This is a genomic window from Nocardioides sp. Z24_21 (assembly GCF_058134345.1).
Genome location: NZ_JBYTTH010000003.1, coordinates 124,363 through 144,392, shown reverse-complemented (window position 1 = coordinate 144,392; position 20,030 = coordinate 124,363). Strand labels below are relative to the sequence as shown.

15 protein-coding genes are annotated in these 20,030 nt (G+C 71.2%); 9 read left to right on the top strand and 6 right to left on the bottom strand.

Annotated elements, in window-relative coordinates; all coding sequences use genetic code 11:
* Positions 1-117: 117 nt before the first annotated feature.
* Positions 118-687 carry a GNAT family N-acetyltransferase gene (locus tag AC3X7Z_RS12260; RefSeq protein WP_186342008.1) on the top strand — a complete coding sequence of 190 codons (570 nt, stop codon included), beginning with the start codon at positions 118-120 and terminating at the stop codon, positions 685-687.
* A gap of 14 nt (positions 688-701) precedes the next feature.
* Here AC3X7Z_RS12260 and AC3X7Z_RS12255 read toward each other — a convergent pair whose 3' ends face one another.
* Positions 702-1,157, bottom strand: a complete 456-nt coding sequence (locus AC3X7Z_RS12255) for a hotdog fold thioesterase (RefSeq protein WP_186342009.1) — start codon at positions 1,155-1,157, stop codon at positions 702-704.
* Between the two features lie 82 nt (positions 1,158-1,239).
* Here AC3X7Z_RS12255 and polA point away from each other — a divergent pair, with 82 nt between their 5' ends.
* The gene (gene polA, locus AC3X7Z_RS12250) at positions 1,240-3,942 is read left to right on the top strand and encodes a DNA polymerase I (RefSeq protein WP_186342010.1); all 2,703 of its coding nucleotides are present in this window, start codon (positions 1,240-1,242) and stop codon (positions 3,940-3,942) included.
* On the opposite strand, the gene AC3X7Z_RS12245 is transcribed toward polA, so the two are convergent.
* Positions 3,936-5,204, bottom strand: coding sequence for a lipopolysaccharide biosynthesis protein (locus tag AC3X7Z_RS12245; RefSeq protein WP_186342011.1), 1,269 nt, complete (start codon positions 5,202-5,204; stop codon positions 3,936-3,938). The two genes, polA and AC3X7Z_RS12245, sit on opposite strands and share 7 nt — an antisense overlap.
* Before the next feature lie 25 nt (positions 5,205-5,229).
* On the opposite strand from AC3X7Z_RS12245, the gene AC3X7Z_RS12240 reads away from it, so the two are divergent.
* Positions 5,230-6,945, top strand: a complete 1,716-nt coding sequence (locus AC3X7Z_RS12240; protein ID WP_489976095.1) for an MmpA family trehalose lipid delivery protein — start codon at positions 5,230-5,232, stop codon at positions 6,943-6,945.
* A gap of 51 nt (positions 6,946-6,996) precedes the next feature.
* The gene (locus tag AC3X7Z_RS12235; protein ID WP_186342013.1) at positions 6,997-7,155 is read left to right on the top strand and encodes a hypothetical protein; all 159 of its coding nucleotides are present in this window, start codon (positions 6,997-6,999) and stop codon (positions 7,153-7,155) included.
* A gap of 27 nt (positions 7,156-7,182) precedes the next feature.
* Here the strand turns inward: AC3X7Z_RS12235 and AC3X7Z_RS12230 are convergent, their stop codons facing one another.
* A complete protein-coding gene (locus AC3X7Z_RS12230; protein WP_489976094.1) occupies positions 7,183-8,340 on the bottom strand; it encodes a glycosyltransferase family 4 protein in 1,158 nt (385 codons plus the stop codon).
* A 46-nt stretch (positions 8,341-8,386) separates the two neighbouring features.
* Here AC3X7Z_RS12230 and AC3X7Z_RS12225 point away from each other — a divergent pair, with 46 nt between their 5' ends.
* Both AC3X7Z_RS12225 and AC3X7Z_RS12220 read left to right on the top strand, forming a co-directional pair.
* A complete protein-coding gene (locus AC3X7Z_RS12225; protein WP_489976093.1) occupies positions 8,387-9,127 on the top strand; it encodes a class I SAM-dependent methyltransferase in 741 nt (246 codons plus the stop codon).
* Positions 9,124-13,218 carry an alpha-(1->3)-arabinofuranosyltransferase domain-containing protein gene (locus tag AC3X7Z_RS12220; protein WP_489976092.1) on the top strand — a complete coding sequence of 1,365 codons (4,095 nt, stop codon included), beginning with the start codon at positions 9,124-9,126 and terminating at the stop codon, positions 13,216-13,218. Before AC3X7Z_RS12225 ends, AC3X7Z_RS12220 begins: the two co-directional genes overlap by 4 nt.
* Here AC3X7Z_RS12220 and AC3X7Z_RS12215 read toward each other — a convergent pair.
* Entirely contained in the window at positions 13,104-14,315 is a 1,212-nt protein-coding gene (locus tag AC3X7Z_RS12215) for an acyltransferase family protein (RefSeq protein WP_489976091.1), read from the bottom strand. The two genes, AC3X7Z_RS12220 and AC3X7Z_RS12215, sit on opposite strands and share 115 nt — an antisense overlap.
* Positions 14,312-16,165 carry a hypothetical protein gene (locus AC3X7Z_RS12210; protein WP_489976090.1) on the bottom strand — a complete coding sequence of 618 codons (1,854 nt, stop codon included), beginning with the start codon at positions 16,163-16,165 and terminating at the stop codon, positions 14,312-14,314. The genes AC3X7Z_RS12215 and AC3X7Z_RS12210 overlap by 4 nt, the downstream gene beginning before the upstream one ends.
* 120 nt (positions 16,166-16,285) lie before the next feature.
* Here AC3X7Z_RS12210 and AC3X7Z_RS12205 point away from each other — a divergent pair, with 120 nt between their 5' ends.
* From AC3X7Z_RS12205 to AC3X7Z_RS12195, 3 genes are read left to right on the top strand one after another with little or no spacing between them, the layout of a single operon-like run.
* Positions 16,286-17,479 (top strand): nucleotide sugar dehydrogenase, encoded by a 1,194-nt coding sequence (locus AC3X7Z_RS12205; RefSeq protein WP_489976089.1) that lies wholly within the window; start codon positions 16,286-16,288, stop codon positions 17,477-17,479.
* Positions 17,476-18,246 (top strand): glycosyltransferase family 2 protein, encoded by a 771-nt coding sequence (locus AC3X7Z_RS12200; RefSeq protein WP_489976088.1) that lies wholly within the window; start codon positions 17,476-17,478, stop codon positions 18,244-18,246. The genes AC3X7Z_RS12205 and AC3X7Z_RS12200 overlap by 4 nt, the downstream gene beginning before the upstream one ends.
* The gene (locus AC3X7Z_RS12195) at positions 18,243-19,265 is read left to right on the top strand and encodes an NAD-dependent epimerase/dehydratase family protein (RefSeq protein ID WP_186342020.1); all 1,023 of its coding nucleotides are present in this window, start codon (positions 18,243-18,245) and stop codon (positions 19,263-19,265) included. Before AC3X7Z_RS12200 ends, AC3X7Z_RS12195 begins: the two co-directional genes overlap by 4 nt.
* A gap of 24 nt (positions 19,266-19,289) precedes the next feature.
* Here the strand turns inward: AC3X7Z_RS12195 and AC3X7Z_RS12190 are convergent, their stop codons facing one another.
* On the bottom strand, positions 19,290-19,967 hold the full coding sequence (locus tag AC3X7Z_RS12190) for a methyltransferase domain-containing protein (RefSeq protein WP_206054563.1): 678 nt from the start codon (positions 19,965-19,967) through the stop codon (positions 19,290-19,292).
* Between the last annotated feature and the right edge of the window lie 63 nt (positions 19,968-20,030).

The window sequence follows — 20,030 nt, the reverse complement described above, 5'->3', positions numbered from 1 at the left end:
TGTGGGGGCCCTCCTGACAGAGCCCTCGCGACGGCGTAGGGTCTGCGGCACTGCCCGAGCCGGATGCGGCAGGGCACGGGGGAAGCGGTCACATCGAGCTGATCCTTGGGAGTCGACATGAGCAGGACTGCGGTGGTCGTGCGAGCGGCCGATCCCTCCGACGCGCCGTCGCTGCGCGAGCTGTGGTGCGACATCCTCCGCAAGGGCCGTCCCGACGAGCAGCTCGCCGACGTGACGAGCATCGTCTCGACGGCCTGCGCGAGCGACGAGCGGTGTGTCGTCGTCGCGGAGATCGACGGCGAGGTGGCCGGGGCCGTCTACCTCGAGGCCGCCACCTTCACCCCGCTCAACCTCGAGCCGGCCGTGCTGGCGGTCTCGCCGCACGTGTTCGCGCAGTTCCGGCGCAGGGGAGTGGGCAGTGCACTCATGGAGGCGGCCTGCCGCTTCGCCGAGGAGCACGGCATCAGCCACGTGCAGACGGCCGCCGCCGCCGAGGCGCGAGACGCCAACCGCTTCATGGCCCGCCTCTCGCTCGCGCCGCAGGCCACGCTCCGCGCGGCCACCACCGGCGCCCTGCGCGCACGGCTGCCGCAGGGGCGCCAGGCGAGCCCCGCCGCGTCGAGCCGCCAGCGCATCGACCGGGTGCTGGCCGCTCGCCGGGTGCGCCGCGAGCGCGTCCCCGGCTGAGCCCGACGGCCCGCTCAGCCCTGGGGGGCGTCGAGCAGCGCGCAGGTGATGCGCGAGGTGCACACCCGGCGGCCCTGCTCGTCGGTGATCACGACCTCGTAGCTCGTCGACGACCGGCCGAGGTGGATCGGGGTCGCGACGCCGGTGACCAGGCCCTCGGTGGCGGAGCGGTGGTGCGTGGCGTTGATGTCGACGCCGACGGCGATCTTGGCCGGGTAGGCGTGGATGGCCGACCCGATCGAGCCCAGCGTCTCGGCCAGCACGACCGACGCGCCCCCGTGGAGGAGGCCGAACGGCTGGGTGTTGCCCTCCACGGGCATGGTGGCCACGACCCGCTCGGCGGAGACCTCGACCAGCTGCACCCCCATCTTGTCGTTGAGCCGCCCGTTGCCCTGGGGGAGGAACGCGATGAGCTCGTCGATGCTGAGGTCGGCCAGGGACTCGGGGGGCGTGGGGGATGTCTCGCTCATGGCGCCATTGTGGCCGAGCCGCGGGCCCGTGCGGTGCCGGGGCTCGGGGCCCGCTGTCGTCGGCGGCGGCTAGAGTCGGCGGGTGCCCGAGACGAGCGAGACGACCCGCCCCCGCCTCCTCCTGCTGGACGGCCACTCCCTGGCCTACCGCGCGTTCTTCGCCCTCCCGGTGGAGAACTTCGCGACCGCGTCCGGACAGCACACCAACGCGGTCTACGGGTTCACCTCGATGCTGGTCAACGTGCTCCGCGACGAGCGGCCGACCCACGTCGCCGTGGCGTTCGACAAGTCGCGCCAGACCTTCCGGCTCGAGGAGTACAGCGACTACAAGGCCAAGCGCAACAAGACCCCCGACGAGTTCGGCAGCCAGCTGCCGTTGATCCGCCGGGTGCTCGACGCGCTGCGCATCCAGCACCTGTCGATGGACGGCTACGAGGCCGACGACATCATCGCCACGCTCGCCACGCAGGGCCTCGCCGAGGGCATGGAGGTGCTGATCATGACCGGCGACCGCGACTCCATCCAGCTCGTCACCGACGACTCGACCGTGCTCTACACGATGCGAGGGGTCAGCGAGCTGGCCCGGCTGACGCCGGCAGCGGTGCAGGAGAAGTACGGCGTCCCGCCCGAGCGCTACCCCGAGCTGGCGGCGATCGTCGGCGAGACCTCCGACAACCTGCCCGGCGTGCCGGGAGTCGGCCAGGGCTACGCCGCCAAGTGGATCAACCAGTTCGACGGCCTGGACAACGTGATCGCCCGCGCCGACGAGATCACCGGCAAGAAGGGCGAGTCGTTGCGCGCCCACCTCGGCGACGTCATCCGCAACCGCCGGCTCAACGCCCTGGTCCGCGACCTCACCCTGCCCGTACGCCCCGACGGGCTGGTCCGGCAGCCGTGGGACCGCACCGCCGGCCTCGAGCTGCTCGACGAGCTCGAGTTCCGCGGGGAGCTGCGCGCCCGGCTGCTCGACACCATCGACCCCGCCCCCGACGACGCCGTCGAGGCCGAGTCGGGCTTCGAGCTCGACGGCCGTCGTCTCGGCACGGGCGAGGCGGCCGCGTGGCTCGCCGAGCACGCCCCCGAGGGCACCCGGGTCGGGCTGTCCGTCCAGGGCAGCTGGCGCGCCGGCACCGGCGACGTGGTCTCCCTCGCCGTGGCGACGCGCGAGGGCCAGGCGGCTTGGATCGACGTGACCGACATCGACACCGACGACGACGCCGCTGTCGCAGCCTGGCTCGCCGACCCCTCGCGCCCCAAGGCCGTCCACGACGCGAAGGGCCCGAGCCTCGCGCTGGCCGCCCGGGGCTGGGAGCTCGCCGGCCTCGAGGTCGACACCGCCCTCGCGGCCTACCTCGTCCAGCCCGACCAGCGCTCCTACGACCTCGCCGACCTCACCCTGCGCTACCTCAAGCGCGAGCTGCGCCAGGACACCGTCGACGCCGACCAGCTGAGCTTCGACGCGATGGACGACACGACGGCCAGCGACACGGCCATGCTGACCGCCCGGGCCGTCCTCGACCTCGCCGACGCGCTCGACGACGCGGTCGAGGAGCACGGCGGCACCCGCCTGCTGCACGAGGTCGAGCTGCCGCTGATCGGCACGCTCGCGCGGATGGAGCAGGTGGGCATCGCCGTCGACGTCGACTACCTCGAGGGACTCGAGTCGGAGTTCGGCGACCAGGTGCGCGCCGCGGCCCAGGACGCCTACGACGTGATCGGCAAGGAGATCAACCTCGGCTCGCCCAAGCAGCTGCAGGTGGTGCTGTTCGACGAGCTCGACATGCCCAAGACCAAGCGCACCAAGACCGGCTACACCACCGACGCCGACGCGCTGCAGCAGCTGTTCGAGAAGACCGAGCACCCCTTCCTCCAGCACCTGCTGCGCCACCGCGACGTGATCCGGCTGCGCCAGACGGTGGAGGGCCTGCTCAAGTCGGTGGCCCCCGACGGGCGGATCCACACGACCTACAACCAGATCATCGCGGCCACGGGTCGGCTCTCCAGCACCGACCCCAACCTGCAGAACATCCCGATCCGCACCGAGGCGGGCCGGCGCATCCGTGAGGGCTTCGTCGTAGGCAAGGACGGCGAGGCCCTGCTGACGGCCGACTACAGCCAGGTGGAGATGCGCATCATGGCGCACCTGTCCGAGGACGCCCTGCTCATCGAGGCGTTCCGCTCCGGCCAGGACTTCCACTCCATCACCGCGGCCCGGGTCTTCGGTGTCGCGGCCGAGGACGTCACCGTCGAGCAGCGCGCCAAGATCAAGGCGATGAACTACGGGCTCGCCTACGGCCTGTCGGCGTTCGGACTGTCCCAGCAGCTGCGGATCTCCACCTCGGAGGCCAAGGCCCTGATGGACGAGTACTTCGAGACGTTCGGCGGGGTCCGCGACTACCTGACCGGCGTCGTCGACGAGGCGCGCCGCTCGGGCTTCACCGAGACGATCATGGGGCGTCGTCGCTACCTGCCCGACCTCACCAGCGACAACCGCCAGCGCCGCGAGACCGCGGAGCGGATGGCGCTCAACGCCCCCATCCAGGGCTCGGCTGCCGACCTGGTGAAGGTCGCGATGCTCGGCGTCGAGCGCGCCCTGGCCGAGCACGGGCTGCGCTCACGGATGCTGCTCCAGGTCCACGACGAGCTCGTCCTGGAGGTGGCGCCGGGGGAGGGCGACGCGCTGGCGGAGGTCGTCCGCGCCGAGATGGGCGGCGCCGCCGACCTGGCCGTGCCCCTCGACGTGTCGATCGGCACCGGGCGCAGCTGGCACGACGCCGCTCACTGAGCGGGGGACCGCCCGCGCAGCGTGACCGCGCTGATCGCCAGCAGCACCACCAGCAGCATCACGTCGACGCTCAGCACGAGCGCGAGCAGCTCGCCGACGGTCGAGACCAGCGTCGACGCGACGGCGACCACGACGCCGAACGCGACCCAGATCAGCACCATCGACATCGTGCCCTGGCGGGCGAGCACCGAGTAGACCAGCAGCTGGAGCACGGCCATGCACGTGCCCAGCAGCGCGAACACCCACAGCAGGCTCCGCACCTCCTCGTAGTCGCCGCCGCCGGCGAAGACCAGCACGAGGTCGGGGAGCACGGCGGTGGCCAGCACGCACGCGCCGCCGAGGCCGCCGACGAGCAGCAGACTGCCGGCCAGGGCGCGCGAGCGGTTGCGGCTCGTCGACATCGAGGGGAACGCGACGACCACGACGAACTGCGGCAGGAACATCACCGCCCGCGAGACGATCAGGCCGGCGGCGTACAGCCCGGAGTCGTGCGAGTCGAGGACCGAGCGCCCGACCAGCATGTCGACGTTGGTGAGCGCGAAGTAGGCGAAGAGGGCCTGCGAGTTGACGACCGCCTCCTTGATGATCGGCCCGAACCCGTGGCGCTCGTGGGTCTCGCCGGACACGCGCCCGTGGCGCAGCACGGCGAGCCCATAGAGGAATGGTGCGTAGAAGCCGATCGTGACGCCGAGGAAGGCCATGAACTCGGTCGGCTGCCAGAGGATCAGCACGACCCCGACGAGGAGCCGCGGCACCCCCGAGAGCACGTAGAGCACGGCCAGCTCGCGCCAGCGCCGCTCACCCTGGAGGATCCCCGCCTGGGCGCCGGTCATCGTCATCGGCACCGCGGCGAAGGCGGCCAGCACCGCTGTCGGCAGGCTGTCGAGGTCGAGCAGCGTGTTGAGGAGTGGCGCCCCCATGAGGAGGACGGCGCCGAGGAGGAGGGACGCCCGCAGCGAGACCCGGAGGATCTCGCGCTCGATCTGCCCGACGTGGGCGGGATCCGAGCTGATCCGGCGGGCCGCGGTCGCCTGGAGGCCGAGCATGACGACGCTGATGATCATCACGAGGTTCATCAGCGCGAAGAACGCGCCGTAGGGGACCGGCCCGATGATCCGCGCCGCCGTCATGGTGAAGCCGTAGGTCGCGAGGTTCATCAGCAGCATCGCCACGGCGATCTGCCCGCTGCCGCCCAGCAGGCGCTCGAGCCTGCCGCGGGGACCGGCGACCGCGTCGGACCGGTCGCGCGCTCGTGTGGGCATGCGGCACACCCTAAGGTGTCCCACCGTGGGAGCACGGGGCGATCGGGCGACGGCGCGCACCCGCTCGCTGCTGTGGCCGGCGGCCTGGGCCACCGCGCTAGCCGTGCTGCTGCTGGGCGGCGCGCTCGGCCCGGGGTACGTCCTGAGCTACGACATGGTGTGGGTGCCCGACCTGCGTCTGGGCGCGGACGCGCTGGGCCTCGGCACCGCCCTGCCGCGGGCGGTCCCGTCCGACGCGGTGGTGGCGGTCCTCGACGAGGTGCTGGGCGGGATGCTCCTGCAGAAGCTCGTGCTGCTGCTGCCGCTCGTGGCCGCGGGCACCGGTGCGGCGGCCCTGGTCGGGCCGGGGGTCGTGGCACGCCTCGTGGCGGTGTCGGTGGCGGTGTGGAACCCGTTCGTGGTCGAGCGGCTGGCGATCGGCCACTGGCCGGTTCTGGTGGGCTACGGCGTGCTGCCGTGGGTCCTGCTCGCCGGCACGGCGTGGCGCAGGTCGGGCGTCATGCCCGCCCGGCTCCCCGTGCTGCTCCTGCTGGGCAGCCTGAGCGCGTCGACGGGGCTCGTCACGGCGTTCGCCGCCTGCGTCTCCGCCGCCCGCCGCCGGCGCGACCGATGGCTGGCGCTCGCGGGACTCGTCGTGCTGGCCAACCTTCCGTGGGTCGTCTCGGGCCTGCTCCACGCCGGCAGCGCCACGTCGAGCGCCGCGGGGGCGGACGTCTTCGCGCCGAGCGGTGAGGGGATGCTGCCCGCGCCGCTGACGTTCCTCTCGCTCGGCGGGATCTGGAACGCCGCGGTGGTCCCCGACTCGCGCACGGGTCCGCTGGCGGTGGCGATGGCCCTCGTGCTCGTGGCGCTTGCCGTCCTCGGCGTCCGCCGCGGCTGGTCGGAGGTGCCGCAGGGACCGCGCCGGGCGCTGGTGTGGTGCTGGGCCGTGGGCCTGGGCCTCACCCTGGCGGCGTGGGCGCTGCCGGGGGTCACGGGCTGGCTGGCGAGCACCGTGCCCGGAGCGGGCGTGCTGCGCGACGGCTCGCGGCTGCTGGCACTCGCGGCGCCGTTGACCGCGGTGCTGGCCGGGCGGGGGGCGGAGGCGCTGGTGCGGCTGCTGCCGGACGCGCTCTCCCGCGCGATGATCGCGCTGGCGTGCGTGCTGGTGCCCGTCGCCCTCATGCCGGACGCGGCTCTCGGCCTGTCGGGGAGGGTGAGCGCGGTCGACTACCCCGCGTCCTACGACGCGCTCGTCGACGAGTTGCGCGCGCTGCCCGAGGGCACCGTCGCCCTGCTGCCGTTCCAGAGCTATCGGGCACCGGCGTGGAACAACGACGCCCGCCCCGTGCTGGCCCCTCTCGGCCGCTACCTGCCGGGCCGTGTCGTCGTCGAGGACCGTCTCGTCGTCGACGGGCGGGCACTCGCGGGGGAGGACCCGAGCGCCGCCGACGTGCGCCGCGCCCTGGCCGCGCCCGATCCCGGTCAGCGCGCCGCGCGACTGCGCGAGGCCGGGGTCCGGTACGTCGTGGTGGAGCGGCTGCCGGGCGTCGAGGTGCCCGAGGTGGCCGGCGAGGAGGTCGGCGAGCTCGACGACCTCACCCTCGTCGACGTCGGTCCCGGACGGCCGCCCTCGGGCGTGCCGACCGCGTGGACGGTGGTGATGGCGCTGGCGTGGGGAGGCTGGTGCGGCCTGCCGGTCCTCGCGCTGTTCCTGGCCGTGTGGCGCCGGCGACGGGCCGGACGGATAGTTGCGCAGTAGGGGCTACCGGCTGGTACCTTGCTGGCATCGCCTAGGGAGGATCACACGCACATGGGATCAATCGTCGCACCCATCGTCAGCTGCATCGTGGGCGGCGGGCTCGCCGTTGCCACCCTGATGGGCGTGGTCACCAACCAGACCAGCGCGCCCGAGCAGTCCCCGGGGACGATCAACTCGCCCGAGTTCAGCTACGGGGTCACCAGCGAGTGACGTCGCGCTGAGCGGCCTCGGTCCCGCTCACTCGGCGTCGGGGTCCTGGGCGTCGACCCTCTCGCCACGCAGCACGGCCGCCACGACGTGGGCGAACGACTCCTGCGCGTGCTCCCACGTGAACCGGTGACTCATCTCGAGCGCCCCGTCGCCCAGGCGGGCCCGCAGCGCCGGGTCGCCGAGCAGCGCCCCCAGGGCCTCGACGAAGTCCTGCTGCCGGTCCACCAGCACCCCCGAGCGGTCGTGGGCGATCGACTCGCGCGTGCCGCCTGCTGAGCGGTAGGCCACGGTGGGTGTGCGGTGCATGCCGGCCTCGCCGACGACGAGCCCCCACCCCTCCTTCAGCGAGGGGAGGGCCAGTGTCCACGCCTGCTCGTAGATCTCGTGCTTGCGCCGCTCGTCGACGTGCCCCTCGAAGACGATCGTGTCGCTCGCGCCACGCTCGGACGCGTAGCGGTGCAGCTCGGCCTCCCACCACCCGCCGCCCACGACGTGCAGGCGCAGGTCGGGGTACCGCTCGCGCAGCGTGAGGGCGGCGTCGATCGCGTGCTCCACCTGCTTGTGCGGGACCAGCCGGCCGACGACCGCGACCATGGGGTGCGCCGACGTGCCCGTCCCGGAGCCGACGACGGGGTCGGTGCCGTTGTGCACGACGGCGATGCGTCGGCGGTCCACGCCGAGGGTGGCCAGCTCGTCGCGTGTGGCCCGGGACACCGCGACGTACTGGCTAGAGCGGTAGAGCCACGGTGCGAGCCGGTGCTCGATGGCCCAGCCCACCTTGCCGACGAGGCCCGGGTAGACGACCGGCCACTGCTCGCGGTGCACGTGGTGCACGAGCACGACGACGGGTGCGCGGGTGGCGGCCCGGGTGAAGAACGGCAGGCCGTTCTGCACGTCGACCACGAGGTCGACCGGCCCGAGCCGGCCCCGGGCGAGCGCGCGGAAGCCCTCGGCGTAGACGCTGAGCTTGGACCCGCGCCGGACGAAGCGGACGCCGTCGACGACCTCCTCGGGCGGAGCCGCGGCGTGGGCGGCGCAGAAGATGGTGACGTCGGCGCCGCGCGCGACCAGCCCGTGCGCCATCTTCTCGAGGTAGCGCTCGGCGCCGCCGCCCTCGGGGTTGCGGGTGTCGCGCCAGCTGAGGAAGGCCACATGGCGGCCCGCGAGCTCGTCGTGGTCGGTCATCGGGCCGAACCCTACCGCCGAGTCACTTGTCGGCTAAGGTCTGCGGGTGCTGACGAGGAACCCGCCGTGGCGCGCCGACCTCTCCCGGTCGCTGCACCTGTTCCGGGAGTTCCGGCACGAGCAGTCCGACCCGGCGCGGTTCTACACCGCGCTGGCCCGTGACTCCGCCCTCCAGGTCTCGCAGTACCACGACCTGCACGGCCAGCTGATGCTCGACGTCGGGGGAGGGCCGGGCTACTTCCGGCAGGCGTTCGAGTCGGCGGGGGCCTCCTACGTCGCCCTCGATGCGGACGCCGGCGAGCTGGCCGGGACGGGTGAGATCGACGCGCGCACCGTCCTCGGCAGCGGCATGCAGCTCCCGTTCCGCGACGCGTCCGTGGACGTGTGCTACTCCTCCAACGTGCTCGAGCACGTCGAGCAGCCGTGGCGGATGGCGGAGGAGATGGTGCGGGTCACCCGGCCGGGCGGGCTGGTCTTCATCAGCTACACCACCTGGTGGGGCCCGTGGGGCGGGCACGAGACGGCACCGTGGCACTACCTGGGCGGACGGCTGGCCCGGCGCCGCTACGCGCGCCGTCACGGCCACGAGCCGAAGAACCAATTCGGCGAGTCGCTGTTCGCGGTCTCTGTCGCCGACGGACTGCGGTGGGCACACAGCCAGCAGGGGGCCGACGTCGTGCACGTGCTCCCGCGCTACAACCCGTGGTGGAGCCGCTGGCTCCTGCGGGTGCCCGGACTGCGAGAGGTGGTGACGTGGAACCTCGTGCTCGTGCTGAGGAGGAGGTGAACGCCCAGGACGGGTTCCCACGTGCCCAGTCCCCCTTCGGGATGCGGCTCGCCGCTGCCTGCGTGGTGCTCATCGGCCTGGCGATGACTCAGTCGGCCGGTCTCCTAGTCGCCGACACCAAGCTGGATCTCGCGCTTGCCCCTGCCGAGTTCCTGGCTCGGGCAGCCCACCTGTGGGATGCGCAGGGAGCGTTCGGGCAGCTCCAGAACCAGGCCTACGGGTACCTGTGGCCCATGGGCCCGTTCTTCCTCCTGGGGGACGTGCTCGGCCTTCCCGGCTGGGTGACCCAGCGTCTGTGGGTCGGCCTGGTCATGTGCGTGGCGATGGTCGGGGCTGCGCTCCTGGCCAAGACTCTCAACGTCCGCTCCGACCTGGCTGCGATCACTGCGGGCCTGGCCTACGCGCTGTCACCCCGGATGCTCACCGTGCTGGGGCCGAGCTCCATCGAAGGGTGGCCCAGCGCGATCGCGCCCTGGGTCCTCATCCCGTTGGTTGTCGGTGCGACCCGGGGCTCGCCGCGGCGCGCGGCAGCCCTCGCTGGTCTGGCCGTCGCGATGGTGGGTGGCGTCAATGCCGCTGCGACCTTTGCCGTGGTTCCCCTCAGCGCGGTGTGGCTCCTGACGCGTGAGCGTGGACCGCGACGCACCCAGCTCTTGGTGTGGTGGCCGATCGCCACGCTCCTGGGCACGGTCTGGTGGCTGGTTCCGCTCTTCCTGCTGGGTGCCTACAGCCCGCCGTTCCTCGACTACATCGAGTCTGCGCCGATCACCACCTTCCCGACCACGGTCTTCGACGCACTGCGGGGAACCTCCAACTGGGTCCCGTTCATCGACGAGGGGTCCCGAGCCGGCAACGACCTGATCACGCAGCCGTACCTCGTGCTCAACTCGGTGGTCCTCATGGTGGCCGGCGTCGCGGGTCTGGCGCTTCGACGCAACCGGCACAAGGCTTTCCTGTGGTCAGGGCTGGCCGTCGGACTCGTCCTTGTCACGATGGGCCACCTCGGCGCCGTCCAGGGATGGTTTGCCCAGCCGATGAACGACTGGCTCGACGGCTCGCTCGCCCCCCTCCGCAACGTCCACAAGTTCGATCCGGTGATCCGGCTGCCCCTGGTCATAGGGCTGGCATATGTCGTCGACGAGCTTCGTGCGCGACGACGGCGCACCCGATCCGCAGAACCCGACGTATCGACGTCCGCGAACCGACGCATCCTCGCCGGCACCCTTGTCATGGCCGTAGTCGGAGCGTCGATGCCCGTGACTCTGGGGCGCCTTACACCGTCGGGCGGCTTCGGCGAGATCCCGCAGTACTGGACCGACGCCGCGACGTTCCTCGAGGAGAGCCAGGACTCGGGTGTGGCGCTTCTGGTGCCGGGCTCGTCGTTCGGCACGTACGTCTGGGGAACTCCGCGTGACGAACCGCTCCAGGCCCTTGCCGGCGCCCCTTGGGCCATACGCAACGCCGTCCCGCTGGCACCCACCGGCAACATCCGCATGCTCGACGAAGTAGAGAAGCGCTTCAACGAGGGGAACGGCAGTGTGGGCCTGACTCGCTACCTCAGTCGAGCAGGCGTGAGCCACCTCGTCGTCCGCAACGACCTGGTCCGGTCATCCGACATCCCGGATCCCGTGCTGGTCCACCAGACGCTCGACTCCAGCCCTGGCGTGACACGGGTGGCGTCCTTCGGCCCGGAGGTCGGGGGCGACGCCGAGATAGACGGAGAGATCGGCAAGGCCGTCATCAACGGGGGCTGGCAGACTAGGTTTGCTGCCGTCGAGGTCTATGAGGTTTCCGACCCGTCCACCTTCGCAGTCGTCGCGCCGAGCCGGCCTGTCACCGTGGTCGGGGGCCCCGAGGACCTGGTCGACCTCGCAGACCTCGGCGTGGTCTCCGACGCCCCTGTGCGGCTCGCCACGGACGTCGGAGACGACCAACAGGGTGGACCGATCATCCTTACGGACGGTCTGAGGAGCGTCGAGCGATCCTTCGGCCGCATCCACGATGCCACCTCCCAGGTCCTGGAAGCGGACGATGCTCGTCGTAGCGTCGCGCGCTTCCCGGACTACGAGCTCGAGGACTCGGCGTCGTGGAAGACCCGTTCTGCAGTGTCGGGCATCAAGGGGGTCACGGCTTCGGTCTCCCAGTCCGATGTCGACGCCGGCGGCGCCATCGAGCCGGCGGACATGCCGTACGCCGCCCTCGACGGCTTCACCGGGTCCGCTTGGCGGTCGGGGCGCACCGAGGCCCCTGCGTGGTGGCGAGTCGACCTCGACACCGCACGCGAGCTGGGCAAGGTCACCATCACCGTGGGTGACAGGAGCGACGAGGTGCTGGCCGTCTCGGCCGGGGACTGGTCCAGCGGAACGTTGCGGATCGCCGCTGGAGAGACAGTGACGGTGGCCGTTCCCGGTCGTGTCTCTCATCTGCGAGTCGACGACATCTCCGAACGCCCGTTCCACCAGACCGTGCTCGCCGAGGTGGACCTCGGGATCGACGTGACGCGCGATCTCGTCGTCCCTTCGCTGCCGTCGGCGTGGAGCAACCCGGACGCTGTCGTGCTGCGAAGGCTGGTAGACGCCCGGACCGGGTGCGCCACCGTGGACAGGGACGTCCGCTGCTCCCCCCAGAAGGCGTCGGACGAGGAGGAGCCGCGGGGCTTCTCGCGCGTCGTCACTCTGCCGAACGCGATCTCCCACGGCGCACGGATCGAGGTATCCCCGATCGCTGGTCCTGAGCTGGACGACCTCCTGTTGCAGGACCAGCCGGTCGGCATAACGGGGTCCAGCACCGGTGTCCGGGACGTTCGGGCGGGCGTGCTTGCCGCCATCGACGGGGACGAAGGGACGACGTGGATCGCCGGCCATGACGATGTGAGGCCACAACTGCGGCTGAGGTGGCTGGGCGAGCAGCGCATCACGGGTGTCGCGCTGGATGTCGCGCGCGAGGTCGCAGCTCGTGAGCCGGAGTCCCTGAAGATCACCTGGCCGGGTGGCTCGCGGACCGTGGAGCTCGAGTCTGGGCGGGCACGCTTCCCCGCCATCCGTACCACGGAGCTGACGCTCGAGGTCGGCGAGGCCGAGGCCGCGACCGACCTGGCATTCGACGGTGCGGCGACTCCCGTGCCGGTGGGGATCACCGAGCTCCGGCTCGATGGGCTCTCCTACCTTCCCCTGCGACTACCCGCCACAGCACGCGACTCCAGGTGCGGCACCGGGCCGAGCCTGCGCATCAACAACCGCACGTATCGCACGCGCGTGGCAATCGAGCCGCGCTCGCTCGCCGCCGGGGAGGCAACCTCGGCCGAGCTGTGCGGGCCGGGAGAGGTCGACCTGCTCGCTGGCCGCAATGAGATCGAGATGCAGTCCTCGTCGACGTTCGCTCCGGACTCGCTGGTGCTCGGTGGGGTGGACCCACAGCTGGTGACCCCGGCTCGGACGTCAGTGGCGGACGATGCCTCCCGGTCCGTGGAGGTCGACGGCGGCGAGGTCGTGGCAACACGAGAGAACGCCAACGTGGGCTGGGACGGCGCATGGGACGGCCAACTGGCGCGGCCTGTGACGTTTGACGGGTGGCGCCAGGGCTGGGATGCCCCGGGGGCAGGCACCCTACGGATCCGTTTCGTCCCTGACACGGCTTACCGGGCTTCACTCGGGCTCGGCCTGGTGACGCTCCTGCTCCTCCTGCTCGTCGCCGCGGCACCGTCTCGGGCCGGCGCACGCCAGAATCGACCGGTGCAAGGGCGCCGCTGGGGGACGGCCGTCTCGCTGCCGATGGTCGCCGTCGTGTCGGGTTTCCTCGCCGGCTGGCCCGGCGTGGCGGCGGCGACGTTCGGTGTCCTGCTGGCCGTGACGGGCAGGCGGCTCCCGTCCGAGGTCGCGCTGCTCGTGGTGACAGCTCCGCTGGCGGCGTCGGGGATGGCTTACGTCGTCCGACCCTGGGGGGCGAGCGAGGGATGGGCCGGCGACCTCGCCTGGCCTCAGCTCTGCTGCGTCGTGGCCCTCTCGGGCGTCTGTGCCTTGGCCGCGCTCGACGGGTCACCGCCCCTGCGCCTCGCCGCCAGGCGCATGAAGGGGCTCTCGACGAAGCGGTAGAGGACCTCCGAGACGACGAGCGTGACGACCAGCGTCAGCGCCCAGACCTGGAGACCGTCGCCGCTGAACACGTCGTATGCCGTGAGCTCGAACACGAGGGCCAGCACGACCAGGTGGATGCAGAAGACCGAGTACGAGATGTGGCCGAGATGCCGGAGCGGGCGCGAGGAGAGGAGCCTGCTGTAGCCGCCGTCCGTGCTGGCCAGCACGCCCGACAAGACGACAAGGACGCCGACTGCGGTGTAGATGAGGTTCTTGGCCAGCGTCTGTGCTGGCGTGCCGGCGACGAACATCACAGGACCCGCGATGGGAGTCGCCGCGACCAGCATGAGCCCGACGACCATCATCCAGCACGTCCCGGGCAGGCTGCCCAGGCGTGCCACCTGATCGCCGACGCGACCTGATCGTCCCGAGTGAAGGTCCACGTGGACCAGCGCCAGCCAGATCCCGGCCGCGAACCACGTCAGGTAGCCCGGCAGCCAGAGCCCGGGGGCCCCGTCGGTCCGGACGTCGAGCGCCTCGACGAGGACCGTCTGCCACAGGGCCGCCGTCACGACCATGGCGAGCAGCGTGAGATGAACTCGGCGCCGGTGGATCCTGGGGCGTCGTACGCCGAGGCAGAGCATCATCAGGAGGGGGAGGACGAGGTAGAACGCGACCTCTGACGTGATGCTCCACATGTGGGTGAGCCCGTGCGGCAGTCGGTCGTGGACGTAGGTGTCGGCAACCAGCAGGTTCGAAGCCCACGTGGTCCGACCCGTGGCCTCGTTGTCCTCCAGAAGGGCGAGAGCGAGCACGACCGCCACGACGTAGACGGGATAGACGCGCAGGAAGCGCTTGAGGAAGTAGATGCGCGCGTCGGGCGCAGGCATGTCGAGGGCCGCCCTCGCGAACCAGGGTCGGGACAACAGGAAACCCGACAGGACGAAGAAGATCGCCACGCCGACGTCGAGTCGGGCAAGAAGGGTTCCCCAGATCCCATGACCGAGGTAGGTCCCGGTCTGGAAGGTGGTGTGGGTCGTCAGGACGGCGAGCGCGCCGACTGCTCGCCACGTGTCGAGCACCGGGAACTCGTGCCGGAGTTCCACCGTGCTCACCAGGCCGGTCCCAGCACCTGCGGGCCGACCTCGACGGTGTCGACGCAGAGAGTCGTGCCCGGCTCGAGTCCGTCGATGCGGACCGTGCGGGGATCTCCTGTGACTTGCAGGTAGAGGTTGTTGAGCCCCTGTCGCACTGACTCCTGGCGTGTGATCCCGTTGACGGTGACCTCCGCGATCGAGGCCTGGCTCGCCAGGTAGCCGATGCGCATCCAGTTAGGGGCGATCTGGGAACCGGCGGCCCCGTCTAGGCGGAGCGAGCGACCACCCTCGCCCACGCGCCACCCGCAGCCCGCGGACGGCCCGGGAGCCGTCCTCGGTCCCGGCCCGACGATCATGCCGTGCACCGATCCATCATCGTCGATCATGCCCAACCTGTCGCTGCTCTGGGGAAAGGTCACCGGCAGGTCGAGCAGGTCGACGAAGTCTGGACTCTGGTTCATGGGGGAGGTGTACGCGGGCATCACTGTGTCCGGCAAGGTCTGGGGAACCAAGTCGATCGGACCGAGCCGCCCCACATCGCCGCGCACGCGCTCGATGAAGTGCGCGGAGGCGTTGTCGTGGTGCCAGAAGCCGACATAGCCGACCGTGCTGACCACGCCCCCCGTCGTCACTGCGATGCAGGTAGCGGTCGTGAGCCACCACGGCGCGCGCCACACGAGCAAGGGCTCGGCGCGTACCTCCGTGGTCTCCACAGCGCCACGGAGCGGCATGAACGCCAGTCCGATGGCGAGTGTCGCCGCACATGCCACGTCGGTCAGGTAACGAAACTCGAGGCCGGACAGCGCTCCGTAGATCTGGCCGCGGCTGGCGCCGAGCAGGACGGCCAGCGCCACGGCGTAGGCCGTCAGCATGGCCCAGGCGCGGAGCGTGCGGGTGCGCCGCAGGAAGCCATAGCAGGCCACGGCGACAAGGGCGATGCTGCTGAGGCTAATGGCCCAGATGGGTGGCTGCGCGAGCACGACCGGCGGAGTGGTGTCCCACCACCTCCAGGGCCCGCCGACCAGCGAGGTGGGCAGGCTGGTGCCCAGCATCGACGAGAGCACCTGGCCCATCTGCGCACCCTCCTCATCCGCGAACGGCTGGGGTACGGTCGCGCGGTAGTAGGCGGTATAGCTACCCAGCAGAACCGTAAAGACGACCAGGGCGGGCCAGTAGGCCGCAATGGCCCCGCGCACGCGCGCAATCCTCGAACCGCTGGCGAAGTAGCCGAGAGCGATGAAGGCGAGCACCGGTGCGATAAGTGCTGACTTGGTGTAGAAGGCGAGGCCAACCACCACGAGCGTCACGCAGGCGACCAGCCAGGGGAGGGAACGCCGGCGCAGGTAGTTGACCCATGCCAGCACGGCGAGGAAGAAGCAGATCTGCAACGGGAGCTGGCACAGCGCGGCGATCCACCACATGTATGAGGGCACTGTGACCGCGGAGAACAGGTAGAGCAGCAGCGGCGGCAGGATGCCCCACCGCCGACCGTGCAGGTTGAGCAGCATCGCCAGCGCGGAGAGGCTGGCTGCGGCCTGGAGCAGCAACGCGATGGAGGCAGCGAGGGGCCACTCGAGGGTGCCTGCCTGCTCGACCGCCACCGCGAGCAGCCTCACCCCTGGGATCAGGTTGCTGTTGAAGTCCTCCAAGTAGTATCCGGCGCCTGACGACCCGCGGTCCCTGGCGTCGGCCAGCAGGACGTAGTCATCGGCGTAGAAGAAGCTCGGGAAGACTGCCCACGCGCGCAAGCCAAGCTGTCCCGCGATGAGCAGTAGCCCGACCACAACGACCGAGCCCGGATGCCTTGCGAGGGAGGGCTGAGACGCCCAGCCACGGTGCTTCATCGGTCCTCCACGGGTGGGGATCATGTCACAAGATCTGCCCGCAGCAAGGACGTCATCTACGAGCGCTGCGAGTTGTCCTCCTTCAACGACCGCGGGGCACACGGAGCGGTAGGTTGAGCCCGTTGCCTAGGACGAGGAGACGGTGTGGGGGCCTTTGACATCGACGTCTGCATCGTGGGCGGTGCCGGGCACGTCGGCTTCCCGCTCGCGGTCGCCTTCGCCTCGCGCGGCCTCCGCGTGGCCATCCACGACATCAACGACGCCGCCGTCGCGTCGATCAGCGACGGCGTCGCGCCGTTCCTCGAGCCGGGGGTCGAGGGCCCCCTCGCGGAGGCGCTCGCCAGCGGCGCGCTGATCGCCCGCAACGACCTGTCCCTGGTCTCGCGCGCCGAGGTCGTGATCGTCGTGGTGGGCACGCCCGTCGACCAGTACCTCAGTCCCGACCCGGAGGCCGTCCCGCGCGCGGTGGGCGACCTGCTCGGCCAGCTGCGGGCGGGTCAGCTGCTGGTGCTGCGGAGCACGGTGTTCCCCGGGGTCACCCGACGCGTCGAGCAGCTGCTCGCCGGCCACAGCGGGGTCGACCTGGCGTTCTGCCCCGAGCGGATCGCCGAAGGGCGAGCGATGACCGAGCTCTTCGAGCTCCCGCAGATCGTCTCGGCCCGTACGCCCGGAGCGGTGAAGCGCGCCGGCGACCTGTTCCGCCGGCTCACCGACCGCATCGTCGAGCTCGAGCCCGAGGAGGCCGAGCTGGCCAAGCTGTTCACCAACTCGTGGCGCTACATCAAGTTCGCCGCGGCCAACCAGTACTTCATGATGGCCAACGACCTCGGCCTCGACTTCGCGCGGATCCGCGACGCGATGACGCAGGACTACCCGCGGGCCGCGGACCTGCCCGGACCCGGCCTGGCCGCCGGGCCGTGCCTGTTCAAGGACACGATGCAGCTGGCGTCGGTGACGGGCGGGTCGTTCCCGCTGGGGCACTCGGCCATGCTCGTCAACGAGGGCCTGCCCGACTACATCGTCAAGCGGATCGAGGCCAGCCACGACCTCTCCACGATGACGGTCGCGATCCTGGGCATGGCGTTCAAGGCCGAGAGCGACGACCGGCGCTCCAGCCTGTCCTACCGGCTCAAGCGCGTGCTGCGGTTCCGCGCCGGACGCGTGCTCACGAGCGACCCCTTCGTCCGTGACGACCCGGAGCTCCTCCCGCTCGACGAGGTCCTGGCCGCGGCCGACCTCGTCGTCATCGGCGCCCCCCACGAGGCCTACCGCGACCTCCCGATCGCGTGCGAGGTCGTCGACGTGTGGAACCTGCGCGGCGAGGGGTCGCTCACGTGAGCGCGACCAGCGTGTCGGTGGTGATCCCCGCCTACCAGGAGGACGAGGCGATCCGCCCCGTGCTCGACCGCATCGTCGACGCGATCACGCTCGACTTCGAGGTGCTGGTGGTCGTGGACTTCCCCGACGACTGCACCGTGGCGGCGGTCGCCGACCACGTCGGCGGCGACCCCCGCGTCCGCACGCTCGTGAGCACCTACGGTCGCGGCCCGGCCAACGCGATCCGCTTCGGCATCGACAACGCGGCGCACCCGGTGGTCGTGGTGACGATGGCCGACGGCTCGGACGACCCGCGGCTGATCGACCCGCTGGCCCGGCTGGTCGAGCGCGGCGTCGTCGTGGCCGCTGCGTCCCGCTACGCCCCGGGCGGCCAGCAGGTCGGGGGCCCTCTGCTCAAGTCGGCCCTCTCCCACGCGGCCGGGCGCTCGCTCGGGATGCTCGCCCGCGTCGGCACCGACGACGCCACCAACAGCTTCAAGGCCTACGACACCGCGTTCGTGCGCGAGGTCGGCATCGACAGCCGGACCGGGTTCGAGATCGGCCTGGAGCTCACGGCGAAGGCCCGGCGGCTGCGCCGGCCGGTGGCCGAGCTGCCCACCATCTGGCTCGACCGCACCGTCGGGCACTCACGCTTCGAGCTGAGGGCGTGGATCCCGAAGTACCTCCGGTGGTACCGGTTCGCCTTCGGCCCGGAGCTCTCGCTCGAGGAGGTCCGTCGACGCTCGGCGGCCATCGCCCTCAGGAACCAGCAGGAGGTCCACCCATGAGTCGCGTCCTGGTCACCGGCTCGGCCGGCTTCATCGGCGGCTACGTCGTCGAGGAGCTGCTCGCGCGCGGGCACGAGGTGGTCGGGGTGGACAACTACTCCAAGTACGGCCCGGTGACGAAGTCCTATGACGACCACCCGCGCTACACCTTCGTCGAGGGAGACGTGCGCGACGTGGCGCTGATGGAGCGGCTGCTGGACGGGTGCGAGCACCTGGTCGCGGGTGCCGCACTGATCGGCGGCATCTCGTACTTCCACGCCTACCCCTACGACCTGCTCGCCGCCAACGAGCGGATCATCGCGGCCACCTGCGACGCCGCGATCAAGGCCCGCGCGACGGGGGGCCTGGAGAAGGTCACCTACCTGTCGTCGTCGATGGTCTTCGAGTCCACGACGCACTGGCCGTCGGTGGAGGGTGACGAGCGGAGGATCCCACCGCCGTTGTCGTCCTATGGCTTCCAGAAGCTCGCCGTGGAGTACTTCGCTCGGGCCGCGTGGGACCAGTACGGCCTGCCGTTCACGATCGTGCGGCCCTTCAACTGCGTGGGCGTGGGGGAGGGGCGGGCGCTCGGGGACGTCGAGATCCCCAGCGGCAACGTCAAGCTCGCGATGAGCCACGTCGTCCCCGACCTGATCCAGAAGGTGCTCAAGGGCCAGGACCCGCTGCACGTGCTGGGCGACGGCGAGCAGGTGCGCCACTACACCTACGGCGCCGACCTGGCGCGCGGCATCGTCGAGGCGATGGAGTCGCCGGCCGCCCGCAACGACGACTTCAACCTGTCCACGGCCGAGTCCACGACCGTCCGCGAGCTCGCCGCGATCATCTGGGCCAAGGTCAACGGCGACCGCCCCCTCACGCTCGAGCACGACCCCGCGTTCGAGCACGACGTGCAGCGACGCGTCCCCGACGTGTCGAAGGCGCGCGAGGTGCTGGGCTTCGAGGCCACCACGTCCCTCGACGAGATGCTCGACGTCGTGGTCCCGTGGGTGCGCCAGGCGATGGCCGACGGGATCATCTGAGGCCCGCGTCCGTCGGTTGTCCGTTCAGTCCGGCACGGCGACCATGAACGCCTGGCCGCCCAGCACCCGCCAGGCCCAGGGCGACCTGAGGTAGAGCCGCACCAGGCGGTCGGTCGAGGGGAGCCGGCTCTTGGTCGTGTAGGGCAGGAACCGCGGGTGGTTGAGCTCGACGCGGAAGCCGGTGGAGGCGAACGCCTCGGCCAGGGCACGGTCGTCGACCGGCGTGACGTGGTCGAAGAACATCCAGTAGTCGCGGGCGCAGTAGCGGATGTTGGGCTGCAGGACCAGCAGCTTGCCGGTCGGCCGCAGCACGCGTCGCACCTCCGCGAGCGTGGCGAGGATGTCGTCGCGGGTGATGTGCTCGAAGAAGTTGCTCACGAACACGCGGTCGACGGTGGCGTCGGCGAGCATGTGCAGGTCGGTGGAGCTGGCGACGTGGGCCTCGACGCCCTCGTCGGCGTGCTCGTGCACCGCCGGGTTGAGGTCGACCGCGATCCGGCGCGCGGCCACGATGTTGTTGGCGAACTCGCAGTGCCCGGCGGCCAGGTCGAGCACCACCGCGTCGGACGGCACCCAGCGCTGGAAGTAGGAGCGGCACAGGGTGCGCCAGAGCGCCGTGCGCTGGGCCGCGTCCTGGTCGAAGCGGTGCGCGTAGAGCCGGCGGAGGTGCTCGCTCTCGCGGGCGACGTCGTCGTGGGACACGGGCGTGACTATGCCAGTCACGGCCCCCTCGAGGCCCCCCGGAACACGCTCGGCAGGGGTGGT

Excerpts from the sequence above, each read along its gene's own strand:
- AC3X7Z_RS12260 (WP_186342008.1), top strand. The coding sequence starts at position 118 with ATGAGCAGGACTGCGGTGGTCGTGCGAGCGGCCGATCCCTCCGACGCG.
- AC3X7Z_RS12255 (WP_186342009.1), bottom strand. The coding sequence starts at position 1,157 with ATGAGCGAGACATCCCCCACGCCCCCCGAGTCCCTGGCCGACCTCAGC.
- AC3X7Z_RS12245 (WP_186342011.1), bottom strand. The coding sequence starts at position 5,204 with ATGCCCACACGAGCGCGCGACCGGTCCGACGCGGTCGCCGGTCCCCGC.
- AC3X7Z_RS12235 (WP_186342013.1), top strand. The coding sequence starts at position 6,997 with ATGGGATCAATCGTCGCACCCATCGTCAGCTGCATCGTGGGCGGCGGG.
- AC3X7Z_RS12230 (WP_489976094.1), bottom strand. The coding sequence starts at position 8,340 with ATGACCGACCACGACGAGCTCGCGGGCCGCCATGTGGCCTTCCTCAGC.
- AC3X7Z_RS12210 (WP_489976090.1), bottom strand. The coding sequence starts at position 16,165 with ATGATCCCCACCCGTGGAGGACCGATGAAGCACCGTGGCTGGGCGTCT.
- AC3X7Z_RS12195 (WP_186342020.1), top strand. The coding sequence starts at position 18,243 with ATGAGTCGCGTCCTGGTCACCGGCTCGGCCGGCTTCATCGGCGGCTAC.